Genomic DNA, 20,872 nt, shown 5'->3' with positions numbered 1-20,872 from the left:
ACAAACATCATCGGTCATACACCGTCGTCAATTCGCGAAGGTGCTGTTCAATAGCAGGGGTTATTTGTTCAGGAAGCAATCGCCATGTCCAGTTGCTGGCCGTGGAGGCTGGCGTGTTCAGGCGGGCCGATTCGTCGAGGCCCAACACGTCAGCCAGGGGCAAAATGGCAAGGTTCGCCACCGACGCATATGCCAACCGGGATAGCACAAGATGCACATCATCCTCCGATACCGGATGACCAACGTATCGCTCCAGCTGGCTGCGGTTTTCATCGTTCGCATTCTGCCGGTACCAGCCTACACTGGTGTTGTTGTCGTGCGTACCCGTATAAGCAATGGAGTTCGGCGTATGATGGTGCATACTATTGACTGTTTCGGGCATATCCTCACCAAAAGCAAACTGAATGACCTTCATGCCCGGCAACCCAAATTCATCCCGCAGTTCGTATACGTCCGCGTCGATCTTGCCCAGATCTTCGGCCACGAAGGGAAGATCGCCCAATTCCTGCTGCAACACCTTAAAAAAGTCGGCGCCGGGTCCGGGTTTCCATTCGCCGTGGATGGCCGTTGGTTCATCGGCGGGCACCTCCCAATAGCTGGCAAACGCCCGAAAATGGTCTAAACGAAGTAAATCATAGCGTTCCATATTTTTGCGGAGCCGATCGACCCACCACCTGTAATTTTGCTTTTTCAGCACATCCCAGCGGAAGATAGGCATGCCCCAACGCTGCCCGTTGGCATTGAAATAATCGGGAGGCACGCCGGCCACACTAATCATATTTCCTTCTTTATCGAGGCAAAACAAGTCCGGATTAGCCCATACATCCGCCGAATCATAACTCACATAGAAAGGCAGGTCGCCAAACAATTGAATACCAATCGTGTTGCAATAGCTTTTCAGCGCCGTCCACTGATTGGCAAAAACAAATTGGAGCCATTTTGCCTGTTTGATGGCCTCCGTCTGTTCGTCGCGGAACGCTGCCAAAGCCTGTTGCTCCCGAAATTTGTAGGCTTTCGGCCACTCATGCCAGGCTTTATCAGCATGCTGCTCTTTCAGGACCGCATAGAGGGCAAAATCGTCCAGCCAGTAGGCTTCCTGCTCGCAAAACTGGCAAAACTCAAAGTCCTGACTCGTCGACTGATTGCGTTGAGCCGTTTGGTAAGCGTTCACCAGTAACTCTTTTTTGCGCTGGCTGGCCGTGGCATAATCGATCTGATCCGTGATGGGCTGATAATAGTCCGGCAAATTCGCTTCGTCCAGATACCCCTCCTGCGCCAGCAAAACCGGGCTTAGTAATAATGGATTTCCGGCCATGCTCGATACAGCGCTGTACGGCGAATACCCGCAGTCGGCACCCACCGGGTTCAGGGGCAGTACCTGCCAGTACGTCTGCTGGCTCCGGCTGAGGAAGTCGGCGAAAGCGGTTGCCTCCGGCCCGAAATCGCCAATCCCGAAGGGTGACGGAAGCGAAGGGATGGGCATCAGAATACCCGCCTTGCGCTCGCTGGGCCGTTTCTCCAATGTCAGCACAGCCAGCGGCAAACCGGCAAATAAATCTGCAACGAGGAGACCATCGTTGGCTTTGCCCGCACTACCCAGTAAACAATGTGTCCATTTGTCGGGGGCTTCAACGGGTAAGATAATCCGGGTATCCTGCCAGTCTAAGCCAACAACACTATCCTGTTTACCACATAACTGAGCCAGGCCCAGAGGCACGGCAATCACATACCAGGTCTGTTCATAGCGCCGGGCAAAGGCCAGCACATGCTTTTTGTAGCGGCCCTCCACCTGCAGCGGGATGTAATGCCCACTGGCAAACAAATCCGGGTGCTGGTTCCGCTCGCCAAGCAGGGTATGCACCAGCCAGAGCTTGATGCGGGAGTCGTACCGATTTTCCCATAAATCCATCCAGGTCATTTCTGAATCAACCGCAGTCAAATCGTCCAGCCACTGCTGACGGGAGGCAAAGTCGACGGGACGGCGGTTGTCGGGATCAACCATGCTCAAATCCCAGCCTTCGCAACCCTGGTAAATGTCAGGTACGCCTGGGCACATACATTTCAGGACAACCTGGGCCAGTGAGTTGATAATACCAAAATCGCTTATTCGACGATGAAACGCCTGAAAGTTGCCCCAGAAAGGCCGTTTCTGATCCAGTAGCTGTAGGGCAAAGGCTTTGGTCGCTTCTTCGTAAGCTTCGTTTGGCTCATTATAACTTGAATTGCGTTTGGCTTCCCGCATCGCCTTTTGCAGATACTCCGTCAGGCGATTAGGGAAGTCATCTTCATGCTGGTCAGGCATTGGGTAAGCGCCCACCAGCGTCTGATAAATAAAGTATTCGCCATTTGGGTCGGGAGCCCCTTCAGCGGGTATGGCCGGGTTATCGGGGGCCTGTAGTTTGATGTCCTGGTTGAGTTGCTGCCATTCCTGAACCGTGGCAATCCACTCGTCGGTCAGGTCGGTAAGCACGTTCAGGCGACTCCGTACATCCTCGCCCCGTTTGGTATCGTGGGTCGAGGTGGCACTGAGCCCCAGTGGCCAGTGCGTCTGCCGACCGATCATTTTCTGATGAAAATCCGCAACGGTCAGACCAAAATATTCGGGCGAATCCCCGACTTCATCGTGGCCGATAAACCGGTTGTAGGTATACATCAGGGTATCCTCTACGCCCTTGGCCGTCAGCGGACCCGTAAACTGCATACACCGCTGATAAAACCGCAGCGCCCGCTCGTTGTAGTCATCCCCTTCCGTCTGTGGCTTTTGCAGCAGGGCTTCTTCCAGCACATCGACGGCGGGTCCTAGTTCCGGGTTGCGCTTCCTGACCCGGTTAAAGATGGCCTGTACGGCATCGCTCTCATCGGGGTTCAGCGGCATCTCATTACCATAATACCGATAGACGGGGCACTGAATCAAAAACTCGCCAATGGCGGCTTTTAACTGCTCGGGAGCTATGTTCGCCAATACATCCTGATCGACCAGGTTCAGTAAGCGAAAAAGGCCATCCAGGTTGTCCAGTTCCCCGTTCATGTTTTCGTGGAGGATGTACGATTTTTTGTCGTACAGCTCCTGACGAACAGCCATTTTCTCACCTAAAAGGGCGTGATAAAACCGGGTAAAACTGGCCTCGCTGTTGGTGCGGGTGAACAGGTTATTCACCATCGACAGATAAGCGTAACCCGTTGCCCCCTGAATAGGCCAGTGTAACGGGAGCTCCTCATCGTTTTGCAGAATTTTTTCAACAACGATATAGGCATCCGGCCGCGCCATGGCCCGAAGTCGCTCCAGGTAACGGCTGGGGTCCTGAAGCCCATCGATGTGGTCGACGCGCAGTCCGTGAAAAATCCCGGCTTCGAGAAATAGTTTGGGCAGTTCGTGAACGGCCTCAAAAACAATGGGGTCCTGAATGTTCAGGCAGATCAAGGAATTGACCGTAAAAAACCGGCGATAGTTGATTTGCCGATCCGTTTCGGCATGGTAACAGAGTCGATACGGCTGTTCGTCGGTAATCTGCGTCACAAGCTCTGACGACTCATTCACCTGGGTTAAGCACTGCCTGACATACGCCTTGCTGGCCGCATCGCCCATCAGGGCGGCCAGCGATTCCTGACAGTCAGCGCTTTGCTGCGCGTAGTTGTCCGGGTCACTGATCGTCAGAAGCTGATCGAGTTTGGTAAGTAAGGCCGCAACAGATTTGGTTGGTTTTTCTTTACCTGCCCGCAAAATGGTTCCGTAAGAGCGGGCGTGTAATGGGTACGTCGTGTCGTAATAGGCGATCCAAAACTTGCCACCTTTGTGCTTAATTTTCAACTCGCTCTGCTCAATAACCTCATCCAGCGGGCTCCCCAGAAAAGGGACCATCAGGCGGCCTTTATGGACGGGGCTTTGCCAGTCTATATCGAAAAAGCGGGCATAGGTGGACAGTTGACCTTTCTCCAGCACATCCATCAGCCAAGTATTGTTCGGATGGAAAGCCATGTGATTGGGGACAATGTCCTGTATCCAGCGCATGCCCCGTTTGGTAAGCTCTTTGCTAATGGCTTTCAGTTGCGCTTCGGTTCCAATTTCGGGGTTTATCCGATGTGGATTTACGGAATCATAGCCATGCATGCTACCGGGCACAGCCTCAAATATGGGTGACGCATAGACCGTATGGACGCCCAGCTTGTCCAGGTACGGGATGACACGCTCAAAATCACGAAAGGTAAAGCCGCGGTGAAATTGGATCCGGTACGTGGAAACGGGATTTTTCATGATGTTGTGCATATATAATAATCGACTCGGGATTGGCCTGAATTGTTTCAGAAGCGGATACAGCTTCGGGAGCCGGGCCGGTCTCCGATTGGGGTTGTGGTTGCCAGGTGGAGTCGGCCGAGTCGAGCAACTTGCGCCAGGGTACGCCAGCCTCTCCGGCTTCTGGCAGGGATATGGATTGGGGTTGATCAGAAAAATTCATCAGGCAAAGCACATGCTGATCTTCGTGCCAGCGGTGCAGTATCAGGGTTTCATTGGCTTCGTCGGCCCTAACGTCGAGCTGCCTGCGTTCCAGATGCGCCAGCGCCGGTAGTTGCTGGCGCAGGGCAATCAGGGTTTGGTAGTAGCGCAACAAAATCTGGTGTGACTCCTGCTCCAGCAAATCCCACTGCAGTTTGGCTCGTTCGTAAGTTTCATCACTTTCTGGGTCAGGCACTTCCTCATCCGAATGAAAAGCCGCAAACTCTTCTTTGCGGCCTTTTCGGACGGCCTCTACCAGTTCAGGCTCGGAATGACTCACGAAGTAATAGAATGGGTCCGTCTCGCCCCATTCTTCACCCATAAACAGCAGTGGAATGTACGGACTGACAAATACGGCACCAGCCATTAACTTAACAGCCTCATAGCTATACAGTTGGCTCGACCGCTCGCCCAGTTTCCGGTTACCGATCTGGTCGTGATTCTGTGAAAAGACAATAAACTGCTGCCCCGGATTCGTCTCGGCACGATAGCCAAAGAGTTTATGGCGAACCTCGGAGAACTGTCCATCATATACATAGGCGTTCTGATAAGCTTTAGCCAGATCGCCAATGCCCTCAAAATCGGCATAGTACCCCAGTGGCTCTTCCCCAATGGAAACCCGAAGGGCATGGTGAAATTCATCCATCCACTGCGCATCCATGCCATACCCATTCTCAGACAGTGGATTGATGAAGCGCGGGTCGTTCAGATCGCTTTCAACAATCAGGTAATGCCGACGGCCGGTTTCTGCCATGAGCTTATCGACTTCTTCGCGCAGTTCCTGAAGAATGTGCTTCGGGCTAAAATCCTTAATGGCATGAACGGCATCCAGCCGCAAGGCGTCTATGTGGAAATCGCGAAACCACATCAGGGCATTTTCAATCACATACCGACGGACACCATCACACCAGGCGTCATCAAAATTAACGGCCTTGCCCCAGGGCGTGCAATATTTGTCGGTCAGGTAAGGGCCAAACTCGCCTACGTAATTACCCTCGGGTCCGAAGTGATTGTAAACAACGTCCAGCACGACCGCAATGCCTTTGTAATGGCAGGCGTTGATAAGGTGTTGCAACCCGGCGGCTCCGCCATAAGAACTCTGGACGGCATAGGTGTATACTCCATCATAGCCCCAGTTTCGGGAATCCGAGAACTGGGCCACGGGCATAATTTCAATGGCATTTACCCCCAGCGCTTTCAAATAATCCAGTTTGCTCTCCAGTGCCTGAAAGGTGCCTTCCTGGGTAAAGGTGCCCGTATGAAGTTCGTAGAGCAGGTAACTATCTAAGGCAGGGTTTACCCAACACTGATCTTCCCACTGAAAAGTACCCGTATCGACTGCCTGCGAGGGACCGTGTACGCCCTGCGGCTGACTAAGGGAAGTGGGATCGGGGTATTCCTGATGACCATCAAGGATATAAGTATACAAGTCACCGGGTTTGAGCTGGCTGGTTGTTAAACACCAGTAACCCAGGTCTTCTTTTTTTAACGGGATAGCCGCCTGATTCCCGTAAACTTTAATAGCAACGTGTTTGGCAAGCGGTGCCCACAACACGATATTTGCCTGATTTTCGGTCGGGAAGGTTACCCCAAGCGAGCGTTGGCTGCTATTGACGAGGTGTGTCATATTCGCAAAAAATTAGATATATAGCGTTTCAGGCAGCTTTTAGGCTAGTAGCCTGATGGGTCTTACCCACTACGGGTTGAGCACCTTCGATAGCTGCTGCCTGACCCTGATTCTAACTGTCCGTTGAGAAAAGCCGTTTTGAGAAGGCGCTAAGAAATGAGGAAACGGTTCAGGAAGGAGCCTATAAAGCCAGCCAGCTAGACCGTAGCCTAATAGAATTGACCATTGCATAGATCATTAGGCTATATTGTGAGTTATATACGTAACTGAAGAAAAATACATCGTCTAAAGCCTTGTAGTTATGTATGGGCAATGGCCTGCATTGTCTTGTATTTGTAGGCCTATTTTTCATCAGAGTAGCGTGCAGCATGAGCCCGATTTTGCTTATGTTGTAGAATAGATAAATCAGTTACTAATCCAATTCCGTTTTATGCATTACGATTATGCCATTGTTGGCGCCGGGTTTGCCGGTAGTGTGTTGGCCGAACGCTTAGCCAGTCAGGCCGGAAAAACAGTTCTACTTATCGACAAACGCCATCATATTGGCGGCAACGCCTATGACTGTCCCAACGAAGACGGCATTCTGATTCACCTTTACGGCCCGCACATCTTCCACACAAACTCGCCCGACGTATTTTCGTACCTGTCGCAGTTTACCGAATGGCGTCCTTACGAACACCGGGTGCTGGCATCGGTCGATGGGAAACTGCTGCCCATTCCCATTAACCTCGATACCGTTAATAAATTATACGGTTATAACTTCACGTCGGAAGAACTGGCCGAGTACTTTAAAACCGTTGGCGAACAGGTCGATGAGATTCGAACATCCGAAGATGTTGTTGTCAGCCAGGTCGGTCGTGATCTATACGAGAAATTTTTCCGGGGCTATACGCGCAAGCAGTGGGGCGTTGATCCGTCGGAACTCGACAAGATGGTAACCTCCCGGATCCCGACTCGGACTAACCAGGATGACCGCTATTTTACGGATGAGTTTCAGTACATGCCGCTCCACGGATACACCAAGATGTTCGAAAAGATGGTCGATCATCCAAATATCCACCAGATGCTGAGCACCGACTTTAAGGAGGTAAAAGATCAATTGTCGTTCGATGAGCTGATTTATACCGGGCCGGTTGATGAGTATTTCGACTTCTGCTTTGGTAAGCTTCCGTACCGGTCACTCCGGTTCGACCACCAGACGCTCGACACCCCTGATTATCAGCCCGTTTCGGTAGTCAACTATCCAAATGACCATGCCTATACCCGCATCACCGAGTATAAGAAATTAACCGGGCAGGAACACCCGAAAACCAGCCTTACGTTTGAGTATCCACAAGACGAAGGTGATCCGTATTATCCGGTCCCCCGCCCCGAAAATGCTGCCTTGTATCGTCAGTATAAGGAGCTGGCCGACGAGCAAACCGGTGTTCACTTTGTAGGCCGACTGGGTACGTACCGGTATTACAATATGGACCAGGTAGTCGCTCAGGCCCTGACTCTTTATAAAAAATTAGTAGGTGCCGAGTCGCTCCACGAAGTAGCTAAAGGGTAACGGATTACCACCGGTTTTCTTCAGTTGTTTATCAGTAACGAAGCCCCGAACACTCGGGGCTTCGTTGTAGAAGCAGGTTTAAAAAAACCGAGCCATTGCCTGAAAACCGGGTAAAAACAAAGGGGAAGGGATTCAGTTAAGCTGATTGGTCGACGTAATTTCTCGACAGCACGACACCCGTATCCATTCATACCCTTTATACGCATGAAAAAGTTTCTGTATGAAAATGGCCTTTCCATACTTCTGCTCGTTATTACCCTTTTGACCTTGTCGGGCCAACTCGTTGTGGGCTGGCACGAGTTTAACAATGAACTGAGTGATTACGGGCGAGCTCCCCTTACGTTCGGTGCTTACCTGTCCAGCGGCCACTGCATTGAAGCTGTTTTCGAAAACTGGGAGAGTGAGTTTCTACAAATGGGATTATATGTGCTTCTGACCGTTTCTCTTCGTCAAAAGGGCTCGTCTGAGTCCAAAAGCCTGGATAAAGATGAAGAGGTTGATCGGGAGCCTTCGCCCACACGGAAAGGCGCTCCGTGGCCCGTTCGGAAGGGCGGCTGGGTACTGACTCTGTACAAGAATTCGCTCAGCCTTGCCTTTTTTCTTCTCTTTGGCCTGTCTTTTTTCCTGCATGCCATTGGTGGCGTCAAGCAGTACAATGCAGAACAGGTACTGATGGGCAAACCCGAGCACCTGTCGCTCTGGCAGTTTCTGGGTACCAGTGAATTCTGGTTTCAGTCGCTGCAAAACTGGCAAAGCGAATTCTTATCGGTACTGTCTATTGTCGTGCTGTCTATTTTTCTGCGGCAAAAAGGTTCGCCCGAATCCAAACCTGTCGACGCCCCGAATTCAGAAACGGGTGAATAGTAACATGTCCATTTTTATCTCAACATGAAAAAACTTTTTCTTCTATGGGTATGCGTAAGCTGGACTCTGACGGTCCTCGCGCAACAAACCATCTTCAGCGTACCTTCATCAGACATCACGCCAATCCGCAAAATCCTGGCCCAGCAGCAACTCGACATCAACGGAGAGCAGATCCGGTCGTCGACAACGGTCGATTATGGCCTGGGGCACAATTGGGAAGTCGGGCTGAATATTTATAACCTCGACTATTCGCCCCAACAGCGTAGCTGGCAGCGCAATGATACGACGCTGGAGATGCCCTACGGACCTTTATTACTGATCAACGCCCAACGAACAATTGATCTGACCGAAACCCTGCACTTGGGCCTCGGTGGGCAAACGGGTCTCAATTTATTTCCGACAATGAATAGCAGCGCCTGGGTGGGCTGGGGCTACGCGAATCTGGGCGCCAGCCTCGACGATGAGCACTACCAGGCCGTTATTGGGGCCTATGCCGGGAATAAACGCTACCTGGCTGAAGGCTCAACGGTTGGGATGCACCTGGGCATTGATGCCGGTGTCTGGTACGAGAAAGTTCACCTCCTGGGTGACTGGGCCACCGGCACCCATGAATACGGCCAGTTGGTGCTCGGCGTGGAGGTCTATCTACAGAAGCACCTCCCCCTTGCTCTGGGCTGGCGCCGATCTAACCAGGACGGTAGTCAGGGCGTCGTCGTTCAGCTTACCTATACGCCCAAATAGGCCAGTTGAGTTACCAGTTAAGCAAAGACCGTTACCTTACTTCTGTCTTCCTTTACTATACCCTGACCTGAACCGAATGGTTTTAAGAAAACGTGGCTTTCACGTTCTTAAACCAACAGATGGTATGAAAAAGGTAGGCATTGTATTCACCATGGCACTACTGGTAGGGCCACTGAGCGTATGGGCTCAGGCAGGTGGAAACACAGGCAGTAATAACAAAGGAAGTAATAAAGGAACCCAGAATTCATCCCTCCAGAACAACGCCCGTCAGGCCAACACGAGCCAGACAATGGGCCGGGGCGTTCCGTATAACAAAGACGCCGAACAAAAGGCAAGCTCCAAAGGCACAGGCTCTGCATCAGCTAGTGTATCAGCAAACTCGGGGTCATCTCCTTCGCCCAAGGGAAAGAGCATGACAGGCAGTAAATCAGGTGGCAAAAACGCGGGCCAGAGCAGCACCAAACAAGGCAGTAAAACGGGCGGCACATCATCAGGAGGCTCCGGAAACCAATAGGTATAAGAGTCATTCAACATAAAAAACTTGCTATATGCTAGCCATGAACTATAGAGGTCCGTTTCGAGTACGGGCCGCTCAAAAACCCATTCCTGAAATTTTACACCCCAGCGATGCCATTGTTCGAGTAACCCGCTCGTGTATTTGCGGGTCAGATTTACACCTCTATCACGGCCTGGTTCCGGACACTCGGGTAGGCATGACCTTCGGCCACGAATTTATTGGGGTCGTTGAAGAGATCGGTTCAGATGTCCAGAACCTGAAAATCGGCGACAACGTCATCGTGCCCTTCAACGTCGCCTGCGGAAAATGTGCCTTCTGTAAGCAAGGGCTCTTTGGCAATTGCCATGAATCGAACCCAGAAGCGACGGCCGTAGGGGGCATATTTGGTTACTCACACACGGCCGGTGGCTATGACGGCGGACAAGCTGAATTTGTTCGGGTGCCGTATGCCGATGTAGGGCCAACGGTTATTCCCGACTGGATGGACCATGATGATGCGGTTCTGTTAACCGACGTGGTACCAACGGGCTATCAGGCGGCCGAAATGGGCGGAATCAAACAAGGCGATACGGTAGTCGTTTTCGGCGCTGGTCCTGTGGGCATTCTGGCGGCCAAATGCGCCTGGCTATTTGGCGCGGGACGTGTCATCGTTATCGACCACCTCGAATACCGGCTTGACTTCGTTCGCAAGTACGCTCAGTGCGAAGCATATAACTTTCGGTCGATGAAAGATCCGGTTCTGTTTATCAAACAAACCACCGACTGGTTTGGAGCTGATGTATGCATCGACGCCGTTGGGGGTGATGCATCTGGCAGCGCGCTTCAAACCATTACCGGCAAGAAATTATTGCTTCAGGCGGGGTCGGCTACGGCGCTCCACTGGGCCATCAATTCCGTCAAAAAAGGCGGTATTGTCTCCATTGTAGGTGTCTATGGACCTACGGATAACCTGGTGCCTATTGGCAATGTCGTTAACAAAGGCATCACGATTCGGGCCAACCAGGCTTCGGTAAAACGCCTGTTACCCAGGCTCATCGACCATATTCAGGCAGGGCGTTTAAATCCGAAAGAAATCATTACGCATCGGGTCCCTCTGGAAGAAGTAGCTGACGCGTACCACATTTTTTCGGCCAAACTGGACAACTGCATCAAACCGATTCTGATTCCCCCCTCCGCCAGACAATAAGAAACGCATTATGGAACCAACTCCGATAGTTGAACAAACAACAGGCGATTATTCGCACATAAATGGCTGGGGAATCGATGCCGACCCGAACAACGAGCCGACCTACCCCATGAAACACTATACCGGCGATGACCACGAGCGGTTGAACTGGGAACGACCACCGCTACAGCCAGCGACGGTAGAAGTGCTTCACTCCAACGAACGCCCCACGTTAACGGCTGTTTTTGGTACATCCTCGCCCCCTTCTGGGCTGAGCGGGGCACTGCGCCGGTACGCGTTTACCTTCAGTGAGTCTGAATACGGCCACTGGCTCCCGTTGCTCCTCGCCGACCGAATCAACGTGGTGGAGGGAATCGTGGATGACCTGAAGCAAGGGCATATTCCTAACATTTTTGCCGAAAAGGGCTGGAAAGCGGACTGGAAATACAACCGTAAAGGCCTCGTACAGAATGTGCTGGTTGGTGTGGCTGTTACCACAGCCGTGATAGCCTTACTGAGTCGCAAAAAGAAGCCGACTGTGGGGTATACACATAAACGGCAACGGGGTTAGTCTAATTTGTTCCTACAGCCAGGCATAAATCCATACCTCATGAAAATAGGCGAACGGCTGCTCAAGCATCTGAACAAAAAGTACGAACCATCCCGGATGATCGCCTTCAGGTTTGGCCGATACGACGTAGCGACAAAGACCGATGAAGAAGGCAACCCAATCCTTCTGTTTATCGGCAACGCCGACGAGCGAGGCATTATAAAAGGGGATCAGTTCTCCCGCCGACTACTTAAAGACGCTAATGGAGTTGTCGTTAAAGATCATTGGGATTATAAAGGAAAGGTATAACTATTAGTCGCTTATCAATCGCATGAATGTCACGCTAAAAATCTGGCGGCAGAAGAATGCCAGCACACCCGGTAAATTAGTAGAATACAAAATGGCCGACATTGACCCGGATATGTCTTTTCTGGAAATGTTCGATATCCTCAACGGCCAGTTGACGCACAAAGGGGAACAGATAATTGCCTTCGATCACGACTGCCGCGAGGGCATCTGTGGCTCCTGCGCTATGTACGTTAATGGGCGGCCACACGGTCCCCAAACGGGAGCGGCTGTCTGTCAATTGTACATGCGAAGCTTCAATGATGGCGACACCATTGTGGTTGAACCCTGGCGGGCGCGGGGATTTCCTATTGTCAAGGACTTATCGACCGACCGATCGGCCTTTGACCGGATCGTGCAGGCCGGGGGCTATATCTCGGTCAATACGGGATCGGCACCTGAAGCCAATGAAATTCTGGTTTCCCGCGACATTCAGGAGACGACCATGGATGCAGCCGCATGTATTGCCTGTGGAGCCTGCGTAGCTTCCTGCAAGAATGCATCGGCTATGTTGTTTGTAGGCGCTCAGGTATCGCGTTTTGCGTTGCTTCCGCAGGGTCAGGCCGAACGTCGGCAGCGGGCTGAACGCATGGTTGCTCAAATGGATTCCGAAGGATTTGGCGCTTGTTCGTTTACAGGTGCCTGCGCTGTCGAGTGCCCCGCTTCGGTATCACTGGAAAATATAACCCGACTGAACCGGGAGTATCTGGGCGCGAAGATCAAGTAAAGGCTTGAGAATATCGGGGTGGAGCTCAGTGTTCCTGTGTTCTCCATAAAGCAGAAAAGACCAGCGCGAACGCTGGTCTTTTCTGCTTTATGGAGAAGTTCATTAACCCGATTATATGGACCGTTGTACCGGCTGATTGAATTGATAATGAAAGAGTTGAATGACTGTAAATGACTATCGGAACTGGTTTACTATTCTGTCAACCAGGCCGCATAGAAAAACAACACCAGTCGGACCAGTTTCACTACTTATCTTTGGGCATGCCCCCTTCTCCGCGCCTGCATGGCCAATTACTGGTTATTATCTTTGCTCAATTTGCCGGTACATCACTCTGGTTTGCCGGTAATGCCGTTTTACCTGAACTTCAACCCTGGCTGAAGACAACCGGACTTACTAGCTGGATTACCTCATCCGTTCAAATTGGCTTTATCACTGGCACGCTGGTTTATGCACTCCTGGCTATCCCGGACCGCCTTCGTTCTACCTCTGTTTTTCTAACGTCTGTGATTCTTGCCGCGCTAGTTAACTTAGTCTGGCTGTTTTTCCCGATAAAAGCGGAAACGATCCTGATTAGCCGATTCCTGACGGGTTTCTTTCTGGCGGGTGTTTATCCCGTTGGGATGAAGATTGCTGCCGAGCGATTTAAAGCCGGGTTGGGACAGGCGATGGGCTTTCTGGTTGGCGCATTGGTGCTTGGAACTGCCTTTCCTTATTTGCTACAGGAATTAGGCACGCATTTACCGTATCGTGCAGTAACGCTGTCGGTAAGTTTATTAGCCATAAGTGGTGGCATTTTGATGGGGTTAACAGTACCTGCCAGTCCCGTGCGTAGTGGTGGAATTTTTTTTCGATTTCAAACACTGCTCGTACTGGGACAACCTTCCTCCTTCCGACCAGCTATGCTGGGGTATTTTGGGCACATGTGGGAGCTATACACGCTGTGGGCTTATTTGCCAGCTCTAATTAGTTACTACCGACAGCAACATCCTGAAGTAGAGCTAACGAATTCGTTATGGGCATTTGGCGCTATAGCTGCGGGTGCTGTAGGATGCGGAGCTGGCGGGTTTCTGGCGTCACGCATTGGCAGTGCGCGGGTAGCCCGGTATTTATTACTTACGTCGGGCGTTTGCATTGTTCTGACGCCGTGGGCGTTGTCATTAACCCCCTCGGCGCTTGGCTTATTCTTGCTGGTATGGGGAGCGGCTGCGGCTGGTGACTCTCCTCAGTTTTCAACGCTGGTTGCCAGCCATACCACAGTCGAGAATCGAGGAAGCATTCTAACCCTTGTTACCTGTGTTGGCTTTCTGCTAACCGTGATCTCAATTCAACTCATGTCTTGGTTAGTGACCCATGCCGGTATGTCTGGCTGGCTGTTTTATATGTTGCTTCCGGGTCCGCTTCTGGGACTTTGGGCCATTCGAAAAATGGTCTAGCTAACCACTCAGATAGCAGACACAGGCTGTAGTTGATTCTTTTTGTGGTAGAACCTATACGAGCCAGCCCCAATCAGTAATAAAACTAACATCGGTATCCAGTCGGTGAGTGGTTTGCCGATACTATAAACGGAATAGGCAGCACCCAGCAAATCGAAAAACAGACCAGCATACGCCCATTCCTTAACGCGCGGAAAACCCGGAACGAGTAAGGCAATGACGCCCAGAAGCTTAGCAACGCCCAGAAATGGAACCAAATAAGCCGGATAGCCAATTTCTTTAAATCCCTGCACAGCCATTGGAGCCACCATAATATCGGGAATGGCTGAACCTAACATGGCAAAGGCAAAAAGACCCGTAAGTACCCAATAGACAATTTTTGTTTTTTTCATGGCCTTTGATGGTAGTTTGATCGCCAACTGTCGAGGTGCAATAACTCCTTAACATGCCTCGCTTTCCAACCGTGATCGTGCCCACAAAGACAGGTAGGTCAGGATCGGACGGCGTATGGCTTTACAAATTTACTACGGTCTGTAGACGTTGCAGGGGGCTGATACAGGCAATTAAAGGGGGAATTTGCGACATATTTCGCTATACGTCTGTCAATAACTAACCCCGTGCCGGATTCCATTGGATAGCCGAAGCCAATATGCCAAATCACGCTGATTTAGCACCATTAATCCTCCAGGCTGAGTTCGAACTCAGCCTGGAAAGTACAGTCAATACAAATACAGAATGAAGTAGCTTACTCAAGGCCTTATATTCTCCAGATTGATATGATCTACATAAGGCAACAATTGGCCCGAGCAACCCGTCCTGTCGGCAAAGCTATTTACCCGAAAGGGTTCCCAGTTGGCTCCTTTACGTCGTGAAGCCGGCCACCGGTAGTAAATTTCCAGAAAGATATTACCCCAATGATACAGTTTAACTAGTTGATTTTTGAATTGCCGTTCAGCAACAAAGCGGCCTTTGAGGGGAATAAGAACTACCTGTTCGGAGATGGTTAACCGATTGAACTGATCCACATTCATAGACAGTAGAATTTACTAGTGAAACACTAATCAAGCTATGGATAAAGAAATAGATTTGGGCAAAAGTGCTCTGGCACTTGCTGATAATTGTTTTTTCTACGTTTACACATTCGATGGAGTACCCGCAGAGTAAAGTCAAGAACTTAAGTAACAAAACTAAAACCGGCGAACTACTTCATGTATGCGAACTTATATATAACTCCAATTTACTATGTAATAATATAAGAAAACATATTATATACAACAAAAGCTTATTATATACTATGGATAAGTATTGAAGGATACGATGATTTACCAGTTGAATATACACATATTACAAACAAATACATCATATGTCATATATTTTACAAAAGACGCAGTATACCTGCAAGCAGTTGTTGCATTAACACTATACTTGTAAGCTTGACTTTATGACTACCAGGGCACGTATGTAATTAATACGTTAACGGTCTATAAGACCAATTTTGAGGGAATGTTGCCGGGCGTCGGCACTATGAGCAAAGTAACACGAAGCTACTCCCTTTGCCTCGATACGGGCCATCAACGCTATCGTTCGGCCTTTGTGCTTCGCATGAATCTGACGGATATAAACACAGCGTATTTGCTGCGTATAACGCTGAACAACAGACTCATAAATAATCGGATCCTGCTGCGAATCGTCGCCAAGTAATACAAACTGTTGGTCGGGATAGGTTTCCAGAATCTGCGCAATTCGATCAAACTTTGTATGGTGCTTTCCCTTCCCTGTTTTTAGTACCTGCGACAATCGTTTGAGCGGACTCAGGCGATAGACACCTTCGGGCAGACCATTTTTCTGTGAAAACTCCAGAATGTAGTCGTATAAATTCCATTCGCTGCTCGACACATAAAAAAACGGGTTCGACGCATGCAAACCATTATTCGCTCCGGCAAGCAGTTGATAATGAGCCACCACGCCTTCGAACGGCATTCGACTATGAGCATTTTCGGTCAATAGTACCAGCAACCGTTTCGCTATTGTGGCCGAATGCGAAACCAGGAAGGTATCATCAATGTCAGAAATGCACATGAATTGGGATGGATGCGGTAATAAAACCTGCCCCTCACCCTCGGCGAGTACGGTTTCGGGCGTCAACGTTTGGGAAATGAGTTGCGCCCGAACGGAATGCCAGCCAGGGGGCAGTGGCACTGGCAGTGGTATGTCGGCTTGAAAACACCCGTCGGCGTCCGATATAACCTGTACGGTCTGGTCTTCTACGTATAGCCGAACTAAGGTATTCGGATAAGGACGCACCAAAAACAACCGCAATACAGCCAAAAGATTAATGAAGTCAATGTCCCGGTATTTTTGGCGCGGCATTGCGCTTCGCCGGAAGACATGGCCGTAGACGGTGAGGTGTTTATCGTTCCCGAAACCTCTGTACACTTTAACGACCGGTTGGTCTGTGACCCGGAGCAATGTTAATAAATAGTGTTTTAATCTACCCTTTAGGCTTATTTTTTGTTTATACCCAAAAGGGAATTGCACAGTGTCCATAACGTTCAAGCAATAGCCGCCCTTTTATAACCTTAAATTAACCTAGAAGTTGACATTTTTATTTGCCATTAACCCGGTATCGGGAGGAACGGACAAAACAGTCTGGGAAGAGGGCATCACGGATTTCTTTGCCGACTTACCCCACACCTGCCACCAGTTTCATCTCGACGGGAAAACAGACGAGACTACCATTCGCCAGCAGATTGATCAGCATAAACCCGACTGTGTAGTAGCCGTTGGGGGAGACGGCACCCTAAAAATCGTAGCGACTGTTCTGCTGGGCAGCGATATACCGCTGGGCGTATTACCGGCAGGATCGGCCAATGGAATGGCCCGCGAATTAGGCATTCCACCCGATATCAAGGGCAGCCTCAGCCTGCTAATCGACGGTATGCCTAAGGCCACCGACATTATTACGGTCAACGAAAACGACATCTGCCTGCACTTGAGCGATATTGGTCTGAATGCCCAACTCGTTCGCTATTACGAAAAAAACAACCTGCGTGGTAAGCTGGGTTACCTCCGGGGGGTTATCAGAGTGCTACAAAAACGGCGATTGCTTCGGGTATCCATCACGGTTGGCGAGGAGTGTGTTCAGCGGGCGGCCTTTATGGTGGTGCTGGCCAACGCGCGGATGTATGGCACCGGAGCCGTTATCAACCCCGATGGTGATCCTTTCGACGGGCGCTTTGAGGTAGTTATTTTCCGCCAATTATCATTTTGGGAAATTATCAAACTTTTCTGGCGGTATCGACCCTTCGATCCTAAAAAAATAGAGATCTATCCAGCGACTTCGGTGGAGATCGAAACCCACAGACGGGCCTACTTTCAGGTCGATGGCGAATATAGGGGGCGTATTACTAATCTGAAAGCCGTTATCCGGCCTGGAGCATTGCAGGTAATTGTGCCCAAAGCGGAGGAACAACAGCCTGCCGATTAACCAACATAATTGCCCTAAAAAAAGATAAGGTTCCCCGATCGAAGCGGAGAACCTTATACTGACTATTCCTAAACCCTTAACCTTTTCTACATGAAAAACTAACTTTTACTCTTTTCTGTTCCAAATCCCCGAGAAATCAAGGGTTGGTTTATCTTACTGAATGTCAATGGCTTCAACAGCAGATTGATTGGCATTCCAAAGGAAATTAATCATGCGTGTTGTGTGATCGGCCTGGTGCATCCACAGACTGGCGTTCGCATCTTTTTGCTTGGCCAGTGTATTCGTTACTTGAGCGGCTGCTTCGTTGAACTTAGCGCGGTCGGCAGGACTGATGTTCAGAACGGCCGCTGGGCTTTGGTTGTACAAAGTGACAACGCTCATAAAGTTTGTCCAATTGGTAGTTTGCGCAAACTTGCCAACGTTTTGTCCAATGTATGCAGCAAACTGCACTTGTGAACCATTGACAAGCATAGCACTTGCCGGCTTGGTGGCTGCCGGGCTATCATCAGTGTTGGTGGTGGTAGCCGCGTTTGCCTGAGTAATCACTAATCCTAATCCAAGAACTACTGATGCAAAGATAACACGCGATTTCATTGTTTTGTTCTATTTTGTTTTCGATTAGATAACGCACAAAGGTCTATAGAAAGTTTGAAAGTGCAAACGCCCGTTATGTCCTCTACAAAATTTTCTTCCGAACTTTATGCCGCATTATTGACTTTAATCGTCAACTGCTAAAACAAAATCAAAACAAACCAAATAAAATTTTAATATTAAGATAAAAGAGTATGAGTTTATACTATTTAAGAAAAATGCAATTTTCTTTAAATAGTTATATCATTGGTTGTAATTATTCATGGCCATTTGTATTCCCATAGTACAAAAAGCGAGTGCAGCACTCCCAGCGCGGTCCAAATAATCGGGTAATTGGATCAATTCATCTTCCGGAAACGCTCCTAACACAAAATCAACCTGCCGTCCTTTCGAGAAATTATTGCCAATTCCTACCCGAAGTCGGGCGTATTCCTGCGTACCCAGTAACTCGTCAATGTTCCGCAGGCCATTGTGTCCGCCCGGCGATCCTTTAGGCTTTAGCCGCAGTTTGCCAAACGGCAAATCTTTATCGTCCGTGATAATCAGCACATTCTCAACCGGAATATTCTCCTGCTTCATATAATACAGCACGGCCTTTCCGCTGAGGTTCATAAACGTGGTGGGTTTGACGAAAAATAATTGCTTGCCTTTGTGTTGCCACTTGGCCGTGTAAGCCAGCCGGGTCATCGTGAAGCTAAAATCGTGCTGTGCCGCCAGCCGGTCGAGCACCATAAAACCAGCGTTGTGCCGGGTAAGGGCGTATTCAGGGCCAATGTTGCCCAGACCAACAATCAGAAATTTCATAAACAATCAGTATAAAAGGGCTACCGACTGGCGATATGTCATGGGGGTTCCATCCGGAAACTGGCAATCGAGCCGGTACGCATACATACCGGCCGGCACTGCCTGCCCATTTAGTTGACCATCCCAGAGCGGCTCTCCACTGGAGATTGCAAAATTAGCACGATTATACAGGACTGTACCCCAACGGTCATAAACAATGAAGGTGGTGACGGTAATGGATGGAAACGAAAAATAAACGGTCAGGGCATCGTTCATTGAGTCATGATTGGGCGAAAAAGCCGTTGGCAGGTGAAGGACACTGGCACAATCGAGCACAATCTGGATAGATCGGCTAATCACACAACTGTTGTCGTCCCTTACAATAAGCGAATACGTGCCTGCTTTTAGTCCGTTAAAATCGCTGTTTTTCTGGAATGGTTGCCCATCAAGGGAAAACATCAGGTTTGCGGTTGATGCACCCGGCGCTATCCGGATAGCGCCATTCTGCTCTCCACAGGTTGAAGCGGTCGTTTGAATAGCACCGGGTTGGGGGCCTGTGCTGGCGGCTACGGTTACAGACTGGCTCACGGTGCAGCCCACACTGTCTTTAGCCAACAGGGAATAAGTACCTGCTGGCAGATTTGTGAATAGCGCAGTAGCCTGAAATGGACGATTGTCTATACTATATAGTACAGGCTTTCGGCCGCCCGACGTTGTTATGGACACTTGCCCATTGGCCTGCCCACAGGTGGTAGGCACACTAATCAGGCTGTTTACGTCTAATGTATTGCCTATTGGTAGGGTGACGGCCTTATCCACTTCACACCCATTCGCATCGCGCACTCGCACTGTATAGCCTCCCCCGGCTAGTTTGGAAAAAACCGGGCTGGACTGAAAAGTACCGCCGTTATCGATCGAATATGTTAACGGACCGCTGCCACCCACGGCCACAACGCTTACTTCACCCGTGGCGCTGGCGCAGCCCGGTGGTGTTGTTTGGACACCACGAATGGTGGGGGCTGCATCAGCCGTAGCCGTAATGATCGCCGTGTGAGCCGCCTGGCAACCGGCGGTATCTTTGGCAACAACGGTATATGAGCCGGGCGAAAGGCTTGTAAACGAAGCACTCGATTGAAAAGCTCCCGCATTCACGCTGTACTGCCAGTTGATAGCATTGGAAGCAATTACCTGAATGGCCCCGTTGTTTTTGTTGCAACCGGCATTGGTGATCGCAAATTTAAAAATGGGCTCCGTAATGGTAACCGTGATCGGCACTGCCGGGCTTTCAGCTTGATTCAGCGTTTGCGTGATGTATAATGTTGTCGTCTCGTTGAGTCTCGGGGTGTATGTATTGCCCGTTGCCAGCAGGTTGGTTTTGGCCTCAGATGAATACCAGCGAATATTTTTGCCCGTGACGGTCAAACGGGCGGGCGTGTTTCTGCAAAAAGTTGTACCACTTTTCAGCGCAATTCGGTACAACTCGACGTTACCATTCGCAGCCGTTGAACAATAGTTACCATTGACAATGTTTTCAAACGTACCAATAAGGCTTTCGTCTACCGGATTATAGGTCATTGTTCCGCGCCAGTAACAATTGCCGTTCAAACTGCCATCCTGATTCGACTCAGTAAACGCCACCGTCGATCCGTTTAGCTGACCCGACAAAATGGCCGTGGCCTGCCGGCTAAATGGCCCGGCGGAACTGGCTGTTTGCGTATTGCCCGTTAGCCGGTTACCCGTTTGCGTAAGCATCATGGTGTAATCGTAAAGAAGCTTACCCGTGGTCGATGAGTAGGTAGCGCCCAGCCAAAGACCCGCTACGTTCTGCGCGCTGCTAAGCGAGTAGCTAAAAAAAAGAAGGCAAAGTAAACCAGTACAATTTCGAATCCCCATACTTGATGGATTTCATATGCTTCGATCAAAGCTACGAAGAAACTTCTGAGGTCTATGCGCCTGCATTTGCATGATTTTGGGAGTTTTAAACCGCACCTGACCGAC

Annotated in this window: 18 protein-coding genes; 10 read left to right on the top strand and 8 right to left on the bottom strand. The window is 50.0% G+C overall.

Annotated elements, in window-relative coordinates:
• Window positions 1–7 precede the first annotated feature (7 nt).
• Both treY and treZ read right to left on the bottom strand, forming a co-directional pair.
• Window positions 8–4,252, bottom strand: coding sequence for a malto-oligosyltrehalose synthase (gene treY / locus SD10_RS07710; RefSeq protein ID WP_046579197.1), 4,245 nt, complete (start codon window positions 4,250–4,252; stop codon window positions 8–10).
• On the bottom strand, window positions 4,194–6,119 hold the full coding sequence (treZ, locus tag SD10_RS07705) for a malto-oligosyltrehalose trehalohydrolase (protein WP_046376410.1): 1,926 nt from the start codon (window positions 6,117–6,119) through the stop codon (window positions 4,194–4,196). Before treZ ends, treY begins: the two co-directional genes overlap by 59 nt.
• 430 nt (window positions 6,120–6,549) lie before the next feature.
• Here treZ and glf point away from each other — a divergent pair, with 430 nt between their 5' ends.
• The 9 genes from glf (at window position 6,550) to SD10_RS07660 (ending at window position 14,013) form a co-directional block, all read left to right on the top strand.
• Window positions 6,550–7,671 carry a UDP-galactopyranose mutase gene (glf, locus tag SD10_RS07700; protein WP_046376409.1) on the top strand — a complete coding sequence of 374 codons (1,122 nt, stop codon included), beginning with the start codon at window positions 6,550–6,552 and terminating at the stop codon, window positions 7,669–7,671.
• Between the two features lie 204 nt (window positions 7,672–7,875).
• Window positions 7,876–8,535: a DUF6766 family protein gene (locus SD10_RS07695; protein ID WP_046376408.1), complete on the top strand. Its 660-nt coding sequence runs from the start codon at window positions 7,876–7,878 to the stop codon at window positions 8,533–8,535.
• A 24-nt stretch (window positions 8,536–8,559) separates the two neighbouring features.
• Window positions 8,560–9,276, top strand: coding sequence for a hypothetical protein (locus SD10_RS07690; RefSeq protein ID WP_046376407.1), 717 nt, complete (start codon window positions 8,560–8,562; stop codon window positions 9,274–9,276).
• Window positions 9,277–9,400: 124 nt separating this feature from the next.
• The gene (locus SD10_RS07685) at window positions 9,401–9,790 is read left to right on the top strand and encodes a hypothetical protein (RefSeq protein ID WP_046376406.1); all 390 of its coding nucleotides are present in this window, start codon (window positions 9,401–9,403) and stop codon (window positions 9,788–9,790) included.
• A 34-nt stretch (window positions 9,791–9,824) separates the two neighbouring features.
• A complete protein-coding gene (locus SD10_RS07680; RefSeq protein ID WP_046376405.1) occupies window positions 9,825–10,979 on the top strand; it encodes a zinc-dependent alcohol dehydrogenase in 1,155 nt (384 codons plus the stop codon).
• 10 nt (window positions 10,980–10,989) lie between these two features.
• On the top strand, window positions 10,990–11,529 hold the full coding sequence (locus SD10_RS07675) for a hypothetical protein (protein ID WP_046376404.1): 540 nt from the start codon (window positions 10,990–10,992) through the stop codon (window positions 11,527–11,529).
• A 39-nt stretch (window positions 11,530–11,568) separates the two neighbouring features.
• Entirely contained in the window at window positions 11,569–11,817 is a 249-nt protein-coding gene (locus SD10_RS07670; protein ID WP_046376403.1) for a hypothetical protein, read from the top strand.
• A gap of 22 nt (window positions 11,818–11,839) precedes the next feature.
• Complete coding sequence (locus SD10_RS07665; RefSeq protein WP_046376402.1) at window positions 11,840–12,580, top strand: succinate dehydrogenase/fumarate reductase iron-sulfur subunit; 741 nt, start codon at window positions 11,840–11,842, stop codon at window positions 12,578–12,580.
• 260 nt (window positions 12,581–12,840) lie between these two features.
• The gene (locus tag SD10_RS07660; RefSeq protein WP_046579196.1) at window positions 12,841–14,013 is read left to right on the top strand and encodes an MFS transporter; all 1,173 of its coding nucleotides are present in this window, start codon (window positions 12,841–12,843) and stop codon (window positions 14,011–14,013) included.
• 8 nt (window positions 14,014–14,021) lie between these two features.
• Here SD10_RS07660 and SD10_RS07655 read toward each other — a convergent pair whose 3' ends face one another.
• From SD10_RS07655 to SD10_RS07645, 3 genes are all read right to left on the bottom strand, one after another.
• Window positions 14,022–14,405 (bottom strand): DoxX family protein, encoded by a 384-nt coding sequence (locus tag SD10_RS07655; protein WP_046376401.1) that lies wholly within the window; start codon window positions 14,403–14,405, stop codon window positions 14,022–14,024.
• A 357-nt stretch (window positions 14,406–14,762) separates the two neighbouring features.
• Window positions 14,763–15,044: a hypothetical protein gene (locus SD10_RS07650; RefSeq protein WP_046376400.1), complete on the bottom strand. Its 282-nt coding sequence runs from the start codon at window positions 15,042–15,044 to the stop codon at window positions 14,763–14,765.
• A gap of 442 nt (window positions 15,045–15,486) precedes the next feature.
• The gene (locus tag SD10_RS07645; RefSeq protein ID WP_227699168.1) at window positions 15,487–16,482 is read right to left on the bottom strand and encodes an App1 family protein; all 996 of its coding nucleotides are present in this window, start codon (window positions 16,480–16,482) and stop codon (window positions 15,487–15,489) included.
• Window positions 16,483–16,609: 127 nt separating this feature from the next.
• On the opposite strand from SD10_RS07645, the gene SD10_RS07640 reads away from it, so the two are divergent.
• Window positions 16,610–17,500 (top strand): diacylglycerol/lipid kinase family protein, encoded by an 891-nt coding sequence (locus tag SD10_RS07640; RefSeq protein ID WP_046376398.1) that lies wholly within the window; start codon window positions 16,610–16,612, stop codon window positions 17,498–17,500.
• Window positions 17,501–17,653: 153 nt separating this feature from the next.
• Here SD10_RS07640 and SD10_RS07635 read toward each other — a convergent pair whose 3' ends face one another.
• The 3 genes from SD10_RS07635 to SD10_RS07625 form a co-directional block, all read right to left on the bottom strand.
• Window positions 17,654–18,094, bottom strand: coding sequence for a hypothetical protein (locus SD10_RS07635; protein WP_046376397.1), 441 nt, complete (start codon window positions 18,092–18,094; stop codon window positions 17,654–17,656).
• A 240-nt stretch (window positions 18,095–18,334) separates the two neighbouring features.
• The gene (gene pth, locus SD10_RS07630; RefSeq protein WP_046376396.1) at window positions 18,335–18,895 is read right to left on the bottom strand and encodes an aminoacyl-tRNA hydrolase; all 561 of its coding nucleotides are present in this window, start codon (window positions 18,893–18,895) and stop codon (window positions 18,335–18,337) included.
• Between the two features lie 6 nt (window positions 18,896–18,901).
• Window positions 18,902–20,767, bottom strand: a complete 1,866-nt coding sequence (locus tag SD10_RS07625) for a T9SS type B sorting domain-containing protein (RefSeq protein ID WP_046376395.1) — start codon at window positions 20,765–20,767, stop codon at window positions 18,902–18,904.
• Between the last annotated feature and the right edge of the window lie 105 nt (window positions 20,768–20,872).

The organism is Spirosoma radiotolerans, from assembly GCF_000974425.1.
In the GTDB taxonomy this organism is placed as follows: domain Bacteria; phylum Bacteroidota; class Bacteroidia; order Cytophagales; family Spirosomataceae; genus Spirosoma; species Spirosoma radiotolerans.
This window is presented reverse-complemented; position numbering and strand designations above follow the sequence as displayed.

Excerpts from the sequence above, each read along its gene's own strand:
- SD10_RS07665 (WP_046376402.1), top strand. The coding sequence starts at position 11,840 with ATGAATGTCACGCTAAAAATCTGGCGGCAGAAGAATGCCAGCACACCC.
- SD10_RS07690 (WP_046376407.1), top strand. The coding sequence starts at position 8,560 with ATGAAAAAACTTTTTCTTCTATGGGTATGCGTAAGCTGGACTCTGACG.
- SD10_RS07660 (WP_046579196.1), top strand. The coding sequence starts at position 12,841 with ATGCCCCCTTCTCCGCGCCTGCATGGCCAATTACTGGTTATTATCTTT.
- treZ (WP_046376410.1), bottom strand. The coding sequence starts at position 6,119 with ATGACACACCTCGTCAATAGCAGCCAACGCTCGCTTGGGGTAACCTTC.
- SD10_RS07635 (WP_046376397.1), bottom strand. The coding sequence starts at position 18,094 with ATGAAATCGCGTGTTATCTTTGCATCAGTAGTTCTTGGATTAGGATTA.
- SD10_RS07670 (WP_046376403.1), top strand. The coding sequence starts at position 11,569 with ATGAAAATAGGCGAACGGCTGCTCAAGCATCTGAACAAAAAGTACGAA.
- SD10_RS07680 (WP_046376405.1), top strand. The coding sequence starts at position 9,825 with ATGCTAGCCATGAACTATAGAGGTCCGTTTCGAGTACGGGCCGCTCAA.
- treY (WP_046579197.1), bottom strand. The coding sequence starts at position 4,252 with ATGAAAAATCCCGTTTCCACGTACCGGATCCAATTTCACCGCGGCTTT.
- SD10_RS07650 (WP_046376400.1), bottom strand. The coding sequence starts at position 15,044 with ATGAATGTGGATCAGTTCAATCGGTTAACCATCTCCGAACAGGTAGTT.
- pth (WP_046376396.1), bottom strand. The coding sequence starts at position 18,895 with ATGAAATTTCTGATTGTTGGTCTGGGCAACATTGGCCCTGAATACGCC.
- SD10_RS07675 (WP_046376404.1), top strand. The coding sequence starts at position 10,990 with ATGGAACCAACTCCGATAGTTGAACAAACAACAGGCGATTATTCGCAC.
- glf (WP_046376409.1), top strand. The coding sequence starts at position 6,550 with ATGCATTACGATTATGCCATTGTTGGCGCCGGGTTTGCCGGTAGTGTG.
- SD10_RS07655 (WP_046376401.1), bottom strand. The coding sequence starts at position 14,405 with ATGAAAAAAACAAAAATTGTCTATTGGGTACTTACGGGTCTTTTTGCC.
- SD10_RS07695 (WP_046376408.1), top strand. The coding sequence starts at position 7,876 with ATGAAAAAGTTTCTGTATGAAAATGGCCTTTCCATACTTCTGCTCGTT.
- SD10_RS07625 (WP_046376395.1), bottom strand. The coding sequence starts at position 20,767 with ATGGGGATTCGAAATTGTACTGGTTTACTTTGCCTTCTTTTTTTTAGC.
- SD10_RS07685 (WP_046376406.1), top strand. The coding sequence starts at position 9,401 with ATGAAAAAGGTAGGCATTGTATTCACCATGGCACTACTGGTAGGGCCA.